We start from the raw sequence: 12,636 nt of genomic DNA on the forward strand, positions 1-12,636 counted from the left end.
GACAGCCCGGATCAGTCCACCATAAACACGGCGTTGGCGAAAAGAAGCTTGCCGTTCTGCCAGAAGGCGCGGAAGAGCGGATTATCCACCATATAGACCACCGATCCTCCTCCCATGCCCTGCACGCCAAAGGTGAGGGTGTTGGCGATGCGCTGCCCGGCCCGGTGTCCCACAAAGCCGCTCATGTGGCTGCCCTCCGGCGTAACCCCGACGTTCCAGCCTCGCTCAAGGGGAGCGTAGGCGTCGGCGTCCAGCTTCAGGCTGAAGTAGTGCTCCCCGTATCCGTAGCCCAGCGGGTGGGTGTTGTCCAGGGTGACCCGGAAGATGGATCCCGCGTTGGAAGAGGGGATGTTCTGGCGCTGGCGGCGTATGTAGGTGCCCAGGTCCATGGGCTCCTCCGGTTCCTGCTCCCCGGCGGAAGCGTCGGGCGACTTCGATTGCAGGGCGAAGCCCTCGCGTCCGGCGAGAAAGCCGTTGGCACCCGCAAGGGCGACCAGCCGGCCGCCGCCGGAGATCCATTCGCGCACCTCGGCCAGCCGGCCGTCCGAAAGAGCCTGCCCGTAGTAGCCCGAAGGCAGCACCAGCACGTCGTAGTTTGAGAGCTCCGCGCCGCCGAAGTCATCGGTGTTGATGAGGTGCACAGGGTAGCGCAGCTGCTTTTCAAAAAAGTGCCAAACTTCGCCCGCACTGCCCGACGAGGTGCCGCTGCCGGTCAGCAGGGCCACGCGCGGCGGTTCCACGACCGCCACGGCGTCCGAACCAAAATCGGGTCCCCCGCTCACAAAGCCGGTGGAGACCGCGTGCAGCTCCTCCCCGTAGCGGCCGGCCGCTTCCCGCACCGTCCGGTCGAAGGCCTCTCCCATGGCGGCGTTGCCGTTGCGAAGGATCACCAGGGTGCCCGGGCCGTAATCGCGCCCGTCGATGGCAAAGGGCTCGGTGGCCTTGCGTACCAGCACGCCCTCCTGCAGCAGGTCGGCCAGCATGCGCGCGTCGTCCAGGTCCCTCCACCGGGCCAGATAGGCGTAGGGAGTGGCTCCGGCAGGGGCGGGCTCCTGGACGCTCTCCTCCGGCGCGGCGGCGGGCACGGGATCGATGCGCTGGGTGAGGGCGTGACCCTCCAGCCCGAAGGCGTAGTGCTGCTCCCAGGCAGTAATGTCGTAGGTGAGGGAGTCAGCCAGTTCAGGCCGCGGCTCAAAGAAGATGCGGGCCATCACCGACTTGGGCTGGTAGGCACTCACGATCCAGTCGTCTTCGGTGACCTCCACGCGCTCTTCCGCGCCGGTGCGGTAGTTGTAACCGGTCACGGCGCGACTGCCCGGGGCCTTGCCGTAGCGCACCCGGTGGCGGTCAAGCAGCTCAAAGAGTCCCCGCAGCTTGTCGGGATTGTTCTCCCCGTCGATCACATAGGTCTTGTAGGTTCCCTGGGGATTCTCCACGCCCGTGCGGTAGTAGTCCGTGAACTCCTGCACCATGCGTCCGGCGTGCCGGGAGGCCACCTCCACGGTGGAAAGACCCGTGGTGTGGTGGTGCAGCAGCCGGTCGCGAAGGGTGAGCGTGTCGCCCCGCGCCTCGCGCGCCACGGCCAGCCCGGCCGAGCCGCCTCCCCCCTGCTCGTAGGTCATCCCGATGGCGCCGTTGAAAATGGGGTAGGTGTCCCCGTAGCTGGGATAGAACAGGTCGAAGACTTCCCGGGTGAAGTAGAGCCAGTTGTTCCGGTCGAAGTATCGGGCATGGTTGCGGCCGATGGTGTACTGGAACTCGCGCTGCCAGTCGGTGATAGCCAGGTGAAAGGGCTCGGCGGCCGGGGCGAAATAGTAGGGGTCGTTGTAGCTCTGCTCGTGGAAGTCGACGTGGATGTGCGGCAGCCAGCGCTGGTACTCGGCCACCCGCTGGCGGCTCTCGGTCTGGGTAAGCCAGGCCCAGTCGCGGTTCAGGTCAAAGTAGTAATGGTTGGTTCGTCCCCCGGGCCAGGGCTGGTCGTGCTCGCGCGCCTCGGGATTGGCGTTGGGCTCCTCGCCGGCCGTCTCGCGGTACCAGTGCACATAGCGGTCGCGCCCGTCGGGATTGACCATGGGGTCCATGATCACCACGGTGTTGGAAAGCCAGCGCTTGGTCTCGGCGTTGCCGGGCCGCACCAGCTCCCAGAGGGTCTTCATGGCCGCCTCGCTGCTGGAGGTCTCGTCGCCGTGCACGTTGTAGGAGAGCCAGACGATGCCGGTGGTGTCGGACGGGAGCTCCCCGTCGGCCAGGCCCACCCGCCTCATATTGCCCGTGCGGATCTGCTCCAGGCGCGACATGTTGGAGGCTTGCGAGACGGTGGCCAGCACCAGCTCGCGTCCCTCGTTGGTGTGGCCGTAGACCTTCAGCTCCGCCATGGGCGAATGCTCGGCCACATGCCGAAAGTAGTCCACCACGCGGTGGTGGACCGTCCACTGCTCGCCCAGCTCATAGCCTAGGAATTCTTCCGGAGACTGCGGTCCCTGTTGGGCGAGGGCGGCCCGGAAAGGGGCCAGCGCGCCCAGCAGCAGGACCAGGATGAGTGCGCGGAGGGTCGAGGAGGAGCGAAAGTATGTGTTGGAAGTCATGCGTATCCGGGTTGATCAGTTCGCATTCAATTCGCGGTCGATGCGTGGCCGGCGGACAGGGCCAGAAGGAACGACAGCAGAAGGTGTGATGTACGTTGATTCATGACGGGGGACTCTTTTCCGGGGAATTGGATAGTACTTACAATGAGGGAAAGTTACAAAGGCCCGAAACGGGAGCCCGGATTCCGTACCTTGCAGCCTGCAACACGAACCCAGACCCGCCCGACCCTACGACCATGTCCGTTACCAACCGCGAAATAGCCGATCGACTCCGCGAAATCCACAGGCTCATGCAGCTCGCCGGCGTCAACCGCTTCAAGGCCATCGCCTTCGACCGCGCCGCCCAGACCATCGAGGCCATGGACGAACCCATCGCCGAATATATCGCCGCAGGCACTCTCACCGACATCAAGGGCATCGGCTCCTCCATCGCGGATGACATCACCTCCTACGCCGAAACGGGACGCATCGGCGTGCTGGAGGAGCTGCGCGAGCAGATCCCCGCCGGCGTTATCAAATGGCTGGACATCTCGGGACTTGGACCCAAGAACATCGCCAGGATCCATGACGAGCTGGGCATTACCGAAATGGACGAACTCAAGGAGGCCTGCCGCGACGGACGCGTGGCTTCGCTCGACGGACTTGGCGAGAAGTCGGCCGCCAAGATCCTGAAATCCATCGAGTGGATGCAGCAGTACGACGAGCGCTGCCGCCTGGACCAGGCCGAGGAGGCCGCCCGCCCCTTCCTGGAGCTGCTGCGGGGGATGGAGGAGGTGCAGCGCCTCGAGGTGGCCGGCTCGCTTCGGCGATCGTGCGAAACCATAGGAGACGTGGACCTGCTGGCGGCGGCCGACCCGGAGGCGGCCGAAAAACTCTTCGGCGCCTTCACCGGTCACGAGCGCGTGGTGGAGGTGCTGGGACGCGGCGACACCAAAAGCTCGGTGCGTACGGCCGGGGGACGGCAGGTGGATCTGCGCGTGGTCGCCCCAAACGCCTTCCCCGCCGCCCTCCTCTACTTCACCGGCAGCAAAAACCACAACGTGGCGCTGCGGGGACGGGCCCGCGAGCGGGGACTCTCCCTGAACGAGTACGGCCTCTTTCAGCTGGACGGGGAGGGGGAGACCGACTTCGAGCGTCCGGTGGACTTCAGCTCCGAGGAGGATCTCTACCGCCGCCTGGACCTGCACTTCGTGCCGCCGGAACTGCGGGAGGACCGCGGGGAGGTGGACTGGTACGCCGAACACGGGTCCATGCCCCTGGTGGAGGAGGAGCAGATCCGCGGGGTGCTGCACGCCCACAGCACCTGGAGCGACGGCAAATACTCCATACGTGAGATGGCCGAGGCCTGCATGGAGCGCGGCTACGGCTACCTGGCCATCACCGACCACTCCCGATCGGCGGCCTACGCCGGGGGACTCTCCGCCGAAGAGGTGCGCCGCCAGTGGGAGGAGATCGACGAACTGAACCGCGACCTGGAGGAGGAGGGCAAAGATTTCCGCATTTTCAAAGGCATCGAGTCGGATATCCTGGGCGACGGCGCCCTCGACTATCCCGACGAATTGCTGGAGGGCTTCGAGCTGGTCATCGCCAGCGTGCACAGCGCCCTCGACCAGCCGCGGGAGAAGATGACCGGGCGCCTGCTGCGGGCCGTCGAACACCCGCTGTGCGACCTGATCGGCCATCCCACGGGACGCCTGCTGCTCAGGCGGGAGGCGTCGGACGTAGACCTCGACAAGCTGATCGACCGGGCGGCGGAGTGCTGCACCGCCATCGAGATCAACGCCAATCCACGGCGGCTGGACCTGGACTGGCGCTTCGGCAACCGGGCCCTGAAAGCGGGACTGATGACCTCCGTCAACCCCGACGCCCATTCGGTGGAGGGCATCGATCATATCCGCTACGGGGTGCGCATCGCGCGGAAGGGCCGTTTCGGTCCGGAGCGGGTGCTCAATACGAAAGGCGCGGAGGAGCTTGCGGTGTGGCTATCGGAGCGGCGCGCAAAGGCCTCCGACTGAAGAGGCGGCCCGTCAGCCGTTACGGTCGCCTTCACCGGGAGCGGCGTCCGCTTTCTCCCCGCCGGAAGCCTTCCCGGTGGCTGCGGGCAGCACCACACGGAAGGTGGTGCCCCGCCCGATCTCCGTGTCGAAGCTGATGCGTCCCCCCTGCAGCCCCACGAACTCCCGGCAGATACTCAGTCCCAGTCCGCTTCCCTTCTCGCTCCACGTGCCCTGCCGGTGCTTCATGTTGTAGTCAAACATCCCCTCGCGGTCCTCCTTGGGAATGCCCACCCCCGTATCGGAGACCTCCACCACCACCTCGCCGTTTGCGCGCCCACCGCGCAGGGTGACCCGGTCGCCCTCCCCGGAGAATTTGACGGCGTTGTTGAGGAGGTTACGAAGCACCACCCGCGTCATATCGGGATCGGCCTCGGCCACACAGTCAGGGTCCACCTGCCGTTCCAAGGCAATGCCCTTCCGCTCCGCCTGGAACCCCTGGGAGGTCACCAGCTCCTCCGCCATGCCGTCCAAGGCCACCTCCTCGGCGCGTACCGTCAGACCTCCCATCTGCGAGAGGGCCCAGGCCAGCAGGTTCTCCATGGTGTTCAGATTCTGCTCCAGAGAGCCCTCCAGCTCTTCAGCCATTTCGTCCAGCTGCTCCCGGTCAAAATCGCGGTCGCGGTAGAAATGTAGCATGCCACGCAGGGCGGTGATGGGATTACGCAAGTCGTGTGCCACTACGGAGAGAAGCTTGTCCTTGATGCGGTTCAACTCCTCCAGCTCCTCCCCGCGCTGCTCCAGCTGGCGGTTCAGGCGTTCGCGCTGGCGCGAACTTCGGTAGAGAATAAGGGCCAGCGCGCCCAGCAGCAGTACAATTGCGACGCCGGCCGCAATCAGCCAGTTCTGGAACTGCAGGCGGGCCTCCTGTTCGGCCTGGGTCTGCCGGAGGGCCTCGTTCAGTTCCTCCTGCTGGCGGAGCCCCATGCGGGTTCGTGTTTCGGCCAGCAGGTTTTCCTGGCGGACGCGGTCGAGGCTGTCCGCCCAGAAGGTGCTTTCCTCCAGGTGGGTGAGGGCGCTGTCATAGTCCCCCATCGCTTTCCGCGTGCGGTAGAGCCAGTGGTGGGCATTCTGCATGAAGGGCGGCGAACCCAGGGAGTCTGCCGCGTCCAGCGCCTCCCCGAAGCGGTCCGAGGCGGCCGCATGGTTCCCGCGCTCCCACGTTACCCGTCCCAGTCCGATGCTGTTGTAATAGATCCCCTGCATCACGCCGGCCTCACGGGCCGAGGCAAGGGAGGCGGAGAAAAGCTCTTCGCTGCGGTCCAATTCCCCCATCTGCCCGTAGAGGTTTCCCATGTTGTACTGTATCTGGTAGGGCGGGGTGCTGCGCACCCTCGGGTGCAGCTCCAGGGCGCGCTCATACCAGGCGAGGGCCTCGTCAGCATTACCCAGCTCGGTATAAGCGTTGGCAATATTGTTGGCGCTCAGCAGCCGGGCGTAGGTATAGCCCAGGCGTTCGGCCAGCTCCCAGGAGCGCTCCAGATAGTAGAGGCCCTCCTCGGGTTGGCCGTCGGAGGTGTAGGCCTCCCCCACATTGTTCAGCACCACGGCCAGGTAGGTGGAGTCGCCGGAGGCCTCCGCCTGCTGCAGTCCCTGCAGGTAGTAGCGATAGGCGGTGCTCATCTCCCCGCGCTCCTCATGCACAGCGGCCATGTTCATGCGGATGCGCGAGGCCCGCACCTTCTGGTGAAGGGTGTCGGTCAGCGACAGGGCCAAGCGGTAGTGCTCCAGGGCCTCCTCCCAGCGGCCCAGGTAGCGGTAGGCGCTGCCCAGCAGGTTCACGATCCGGTCGCGGTTCCGTTGGCCGGAAAATTGCCGATTGGCTTCCTCCAACACCACGCGCGCCGAATCAACCTGCTGACGCAGGAGCAACAGGTTACCACGCGCGGCCATAACGCCGGCGCGGCCGTAGTCGTAGCCGAGAGCCTCCGAGAGCGAGTCGGCCCGCTCCAGGCGGGACCGGGCCTCCCCGTAGCGTCCGGCCTCGGCATAGCGGGGCACCAGTTCCAGCATAAGCTTCACGCGCTGGGTATCAGGGGAGGCGGCCCGAAGGCTGTCCTCCAGGGCGGAGATGGAATCCTGGGCCCACAGGGCCGCCGGGGCAGCTGCCAGGAAAAAGAGTGTCAGAAAAAGCCTTCTGAGCTCCATGGGATCCTATTTTTTCACGGCCTGGCTTCCTAGCGGAAGTCCCTCAATAACCTGCATAGCCGGCGTGGGATCGCCCATGATATAGTAGTGAATGCCGGGCGCGCCCGCCTCCAGGAGCTCCAGCGACTGCTGTATGCCCCACTCGATGCCGATGCTGCGGGCGTTGGAGGGATCGGCCCGCACCTCGTCGGCCAGGGCGAAGGGGATGTTCAGGTGAAAGTTCTTGGGCAGCCAGCTCAGGTGCCGCTCGCGCGTAAAGATCTTCAGGCCGGGCACGATGGGCACCTCGATGCCCGCCTCCCGGCATCGGTCCACGAAACGGAAATAGGCCTCGTTGTCGAAGAACATCTGCGTCACGATGTAGTCGCCGCCGGCCTCCACCTTCTCCTTGAGATGTTTGATGTCGGTCTCCATATTGGGCGCCTCGAAATGCTTCTCGGGGTAGCCAGCCACGCCCACGCAGAAATCGGTGCGCTGGGCGTTGACGATGTCCTTGAGGTACTCCGCCCGGTTCAGGCCCTCGATCTGCTTGACCAGGTCGATGGCGTAGTCGTTGAAGGTGCCGGTTTTGAAGCGGCGGATGGTGTCATCATGCGAATCGCCGCGGATGGCCAGAACGTTGTCGATGCCCAGGTAGTTGAGCTCGATAAGGGCATCTTCGGTCTCCTCCTTGGTGAAGCCCTCGCAGATCAGGTGCGGAACGGGGTCCACCCCGTACTTGTGCATGATGGCGGCGCAGAGGCCGATGGTGCCGGGGCGCTTGCGGGTGAGGTGGCGCTTGATGGTGCCGTCGCTGCGCTCCTCGTAGTAGGACTCCGCCGCATGGTAGGTCACATCGATGAAAGGCGGGTTGAATTTCATCACCTGGTCCAGGGTTTCGAAGACCTCCTCCACCGATCCGCCCCGCTTGGGTGGAATCACTTCGAAGGAAATGAGGGGGCCGTCCGCCTGCCTGTAGTGTTCAATGACTTTCATTTTACTGAATCTTCTTTGTACCTTTGTAGTCCAAAAATTTTTCCAACAGTCCGCTGAATCTTCTAGATCGTATCAAAGGTAATCACTAGCGGACTCACTTGAAAAATTTTTGTGCTTCCACAAGTACCTGCGAACCGATTACCGCCACATGACTTTCGACGACATTTCCGGCCTGATGGAAGGCCGTATCCTGGTGCTGGACGGTGCCATGGGCACCATGATCCAGTCTTACAGGCTCACCGAAGAGGACTACCGCGGCGAACGTTTCGCCGATTACGGCCGCGAACTGCAGGGCAACAACGACCTCCTCAGCCTCACCCGGCCCGGCATCATAAGGGAGATCCACCGCTCTTTCCTGGAAGCGGGCGCCGACATCATCGAGACCAACACCTTTAACAGCACCTCCGTCTCGCAGGCGGACTACGGCATGCAGGAGCTGGCCTACGAGCTCAACCTGGCCGCCGCCCGCAACGCCCGCGAGGCCGCCGACGCCTTCACCGAAAAGACGCCCGGCAAGCCCCGACTGGTGGCCGGCGCCATCGGACCCACCAACAAGACCCTCTCAATTTCACCGGATGTGGAGGACCCCGGCTACCGCGCCATCTCCTTTGACGAGCTGGCCGAAGCCTACGCCGAACAGATCCGCGGACTGGCCGACGGCGGAGTGGACCTGCTGCTGGTGGAGACCATCTTCGACACCCTCAACGCCAAGGCGGCCATCTACGCCATCCACAGGCACGCCGAGGAGACCGGCAAGGAACTGCCGGTGATGATCTCGGGCACCATTGTCGACCAGAGCGGGCGTACCCTCAGCGGACAGACCACCGAGGCCTTCTGGATCTCCGTCTCCCACACCAAAAACCTGCTGAGCGTGGGACTCAACTGTTCCCTGGGTTCCGAGCAGATGCGTCCCTATATAGAGGAGCTGGCAAAAAATGCCACCTGCTTCACCAGCCTCTATCCCAACGCGGGCCTGCCCGACGAGATGGGCGAGTACAACGAGTCGCCCGAATTCATGGCCGACCAGCTGCGCGCCTACGCCGAGGAGAATTTTGTCAATGTGGTGGGCGGCTGCTGCGGCACCACCCCCGAGCACATCCGCGCCATTGCGGAGGCGGCCGCCGAATGCACCCCGCGCGCCATCCCCGACCAGGAGCCGTATCTCAGGCTCAGCGGACTGGAACCGCTGGTGGTGCGCCCCGACACCAATTTTGTGAACATCGGCGAGCGCACCAACGTGACCGGCTCCCGCAAGTTCCGCCGGCTCATCACGGGCGGCGATTTCGAGGAGGCCCTTTCGGTGGCCCGCGACCAGGTGGAGGGGGGCGCCCAGATCATCGACGTGAACATGGACGAGGGCATGCTCGACTCGGCCGAGGTGATGACCGATTACCTGCAGCTGCTGGCCGCCGAGCCCGACATCTCCCGGGTGCCCGTGATGGTGGACTCCTCCAAATGGGAGGTGCTCAAGGCGGGGCTGAAGACCATCCAGGGCAAGGGCGTGGTCAATTCCATCAGCCTCAAAGAGGGGGAGGAGGTATTCAGACAGCAGGCCCGCGAAATCCTGAATTTCGGGGCGGCTGTGGTGGTGATGGCCTTCGACGAGCAGGGCCAGGCTGACAGCTACGAGCGGCGCATCGAGATCTGCAGGCGCGCCTACCGGATTCTCACCGAAGAAGTCGGCTTTGCGCCGCAGGATGTGATCCTGGATCCCAACATCCTGACCGTGGCCACCGGCATAGAGGCCCACAACAACTACGCCGTCGATTTCATACGAGGCCGCCCGGTGGATCAAGGAGAACCTGCCGCACGCACAGGTGAGCGGGGGACTCTCCAACGTCTCCTTCTCCTTCCGCGGCAACAACACCGTGCGCGAGGCCATCCACGCCGCCTTCCTCTACCACGCCATCCAGGCCGGCCTCGACATGGCCATCGTGAACGCAGGTCAGCTGGAGGTCTACGAGGAAATTCCCGAGGAGCTGCTGGAGCGGGTGGAGGACGTGCTGCTGAACCGCCGGGACGACGCCACCGAACGGCTGGTGGACTACGCCGAGCAGATAGAGGATGAAGGCGGAGCAGCCGAGAAGAAGGCCGCCGCATGGCGAGAGGAGACGGTGGAAGAGCGCATCAAACACGCGCTGGTCAAGGGCATCGTGGACCATATTGTGGACGACGTGGAGGAGGCGCGCCAGGCCAGCGATCATCCCATCGATGTGATCGAGGGACCCATGATGGCCGGCATGGACGTGGTGGGCGACCTCTTCGGCTCGGGCAAGATGTTCCTGCCGCAGGTGGTCAAGAGCGCCCGCGTGATGAAAAAAGGCGTGGCCCACCTGGTGCCCTTCATCGAAAAGGAGAAGGAGAAGAGCGATGCCAAAGGCTCCAAGGCCAAGGTGCTGCTGGCCACTGTGAAGGGCGACGTGCACGACATCGGCAAGAACATCGTCTCGGTGGTGCTGCGCTGCAACAACTTCGAGGTCATCGACCTGGGGGTGATGGTGCCGGCCAACAAAATCCTGGAGGAGGCCAAAAAGCACGAGGTTGACATTATCGGGCTCAGCGGACTGATAACGCCCTCGCTCGACGAGATGGTGCATGTGGCCAAAGAGCTCAAACGCGAGCACTTTACCCAGCCTCTGATGATCGGCGGGGCCACCACCTCCCGCATGCACACGGCCGTCAAGATCGAGCCCAACTACGACCAGCCCGTGGTGCATGTGCTGGACGCCTCCCGCAGCGTCTCGGTGACCGGCAACCTCATCTCCAAAACGCTGCGCGAGGCTTTCGTGAGCGAGAAAAAAGAGGAGTACCAGAAGCTGCGGAAGCAGCATGAGAGCCGCTCCCGCCGCAAGGAGTACCTCTCCATCGGCAAGGCGCGCGCCAACCGCCTGCAAACCGACTGGTCGGAGCGCGAGCCCGTCCAGCCGGCCGAACCGGGCCTGCACGTCTACGAAGACTATCCCCTGGAGGAGATCCGGAATTACATCGACTGGGGACCCTTTTTCATCGCCTGGCAGATGAAGGGCAAGTTTCCCGACGTGCTCGAGGACGAGGAGTACGGGGAGGAGGCCCGCGAGCTGTATGAGGACGCCAACGCGCTGCTCGATCGCATCGTTAAACAAAAGCTGCTGCGCACCCGCGCCGTGCTGGGATTCTTCCCGGCCAACAGTGTAGGCGACGATATTGAAATCTACGCCGGCGAGGAGCGCGAGGAGGTGCGCACCGTCTTCCACATGCTGCGCCAGCAGGCTAAAAAACGCCGGGGGCAGCCCAACCGCGCGCTCTCCGATTTTGTAGCCCCGAAAGACAGCGGCGTGGCCGACTGGATGGGCGGCTTCGCCGTGACCGCCGGCATCGGCGCGCCCGAGCTGGTGAAAAAGTTCGAGGAGGAACACGACGACTACAACGCCATCCTCACCAAGGCGCTGGCCGACCGCCTGGCCGAGGCCTTCACCGAGCTGCTGCACCAAAAGGTGCGCACCCGGCTCTGGGGCTACGCGTCCGGCGAAAACCTCAGCAACGAGGAGCTCATCAAGGAGCAGTACCAGGGTATCCGCCCGGCCCCCGGCTACCCGGCCCAGCCCGACCACACCGAGAAACGCATTCTCTTCGACCTGCTGGAGGTGGAGCAGAACGCCGAGATCACCCTTACCGAGCACTACGCCATGAGCCCGGCCTCCTCGGTGAGCGGCCTCTACTTCGCTTACCCGGAAGCCGACTATTTCAATGTGGGCAACCTGAAACGCGACCAGGTCGAGGACTACGCCCGGCGCAAGGGCATGACTGTGGAGGAGGTGGAGCGCTGGCTGCAGTCCAGCCTCAACTACGACCCGGACTAGATCGTGCCTGGACCCTCCCTGGCCTTCCCACCGCTACTCCAGGTCGGGCTTCTCGTATTTCATCAGGAAACTCCGCTCGCCCTCCTCCTCGAGGGTGTAGATATGCTGCCCGTCCACGGCCACATGCTGCGGGTAGCCCCGGAGGAGGAAGCTGGCGAGGTAATCCCCGTCTTCGACCGCATAGACGTCCAGATATTTGTAGCCTTCCCGGTCGTTGGGGTGGCGCGCCGAATAGAGAAAGCGACCGTCTGTCGCCAGATCCACCGTAGCGTACTGCGCCTGGTCGCTGTAGCCAAAGGCTACAAAATCACCCCGCTCCTCCGGGGTCTCGTAGTTGTTTGCGCTGTCGTAGCCGTCGATGACCTCCCGCGACCAGGTCAGCCGCGCGCTGTCCCCGGTAATATCATACCGCCGAAGAAGAGGCTCCGGACGGCCGGCAAAGTAGAGCGTCCCGTCGCGGTACGCCAGGCTGCCCCCGTAGGCCAGCAGATTGTCGCCTTCTGTGGGCGCCTGAAACCGGCGGCTGACCATGCTCTCGTTTCCCTGCCGCCTCACTTCGTAGAAAATGGCCTCACGACCCGGCGTCGGCATGATCTGGAAATAGTAGGTCTCGGGGTCGGCCATCACAACCCCACTCGGCTGGTAGCCCCCGTTCAGGAACTCCCCCTGAAAATTCCCCTGAAGATCGTAGACCACGGTCTTCTGGGTGTTGCGGTCGTAGAAGGCGAGGGATTCTCCCGCCACCCCGAACCTGATCAACCTGAAATTGGGCACCTCGCCCGGTCCCCGTCCCTCCGGAAGTGTGATGGCACCCGCCCTGCCCAGGTCTCCCTTGTGTAATTTTACCAGCTTCTCGTCGGACTTGGAGAATATAAACGATTCGCTGAGCTCCAAATAAGAGAGTGACAGCTCGGGAATATCCTCCCCAACCAGCAGGCTGTCCACGGCCACAAGCTCACGCACGGTACGTTCGGTTTCGGCCTGCGCCCTCTTTTCCGTGAAATCGCTGTAGTCACGCACTTGCGTTTCCGAGCA

6 protein-coding genes and 1 pseudogene are annotated in these 12,636 nt (G+C 64.0%); 3 read left to right on the forward strand and 4 right to left on the reverse strand.

All coding sequences use genetic code 11. The features are described 5' to 3' along the window. Positions 1 to 11: 11 nt before the first annotated feature. Entirely contained in the window at positions 12 to 2,585 is a 2,574-nt protein-coding gene (locus U5K31_06410) for a M14 family metallopeptidase (protein ID MDZ7772354.1), read from the reverse strand. A gap of 236 nt (positions 2,586 to 2,821) precedes the next feature. Between U5K31_06410 and polX the strand changes: the two genes are divergently transcribed. Continuing rightward, complete coding sequence (polX, locus tag U5K31_06415; protein MDZ7772355.1) at positions 2,822 to 4,600, forward strand: DNA polymerase/3'-5' exonuclease PolX; 1,779 nt, start codon at positions 2,822 to 2,824, stop codon at positions 4,598 to 4,600. 12 nt (positions 4,601 to 4,612) lie between these two features. On the opposite strand, the gene U5K31_06420 is transcribed toward polX, so the two are convergent. Then, on the reverse strand, positions 4,613 to 6,787 hold the full coding sequence (locus tag U5K31_06420) for a tetratricopeptide repeat-containing sensor histidine kinase (protein MDZ7772356.1): 2,175 nt from the start codon (positions 6,785 to 6,787) through the stop codon (positions 4,613 to 4,615). 6 nt (positions 6,788 to 6,793) lie between these two features. Then, positions 6,794 to 7,762 (reverse strand): methylenetetrahydrofolate reductase, encoded by a 969-nt coding sequence (locus U5K31_06425; protein MDZ7772357.1) that lies wholly within the window; start codon positions 7,760 to 7,762, stop codon positions 6,794 to 6,796. A gap of 175 nt (positions 7,763 to 7,937) precedes the next feature. On the opposite strand from U5K31_06425, the pseudogene U5K31_06430 reads away from it, so the two are divergent. Together U5K31_06430 and U5K31_06435 are read left to right on the forward strand one after the other, a co-directional pair. Continuing rightward, positions 7,938 to 9,476: pseudogene (locus U5K31_06430) on the forward strand (homocysteine S-methyltransferase family protein). Between the two features lie 103 nt (positions 9,477 to 9,579). Then, entirely contained in the window at positions 9,580 to 11,601 is a 2,022-nt protein-coding gene (locus tag U5K31_06435; GenBank protein ID MDZ7772358.1) for a vitamin B12 dependent-methionine synthase activation domain-containing protein, read from the forward strand. A 33-nt stretch (positions 11,602 to 11,634) separates the two neighbouring features. Here U5K31_06435 and U5K31_06440 read toward each other — a convergent pair whose 3' ends face one another. Continuing rightward, on the reverse strand, positions 11,635 to 12,621 hold the full coding sequence (locus U5K31_06440) for a hypothetical protein (protein ID MDZ7772359.1): 987 nt from the start codon (positions 12,619 to 12,621) through the stop codon (positions 11,635 to 11,637). Between the last annotated feature and the right edge of the window lie 15 nt (positions 12,622 to 12,636).

It is taken from the genome of Balneolaceae bacterium (genome assembly GCA_034521445.1).
Taxonomy (GTDB): Bacteria; Bacteroidota; Rhodothermia; order Balneolales; family Balneolaceae; genus JAXHMM01.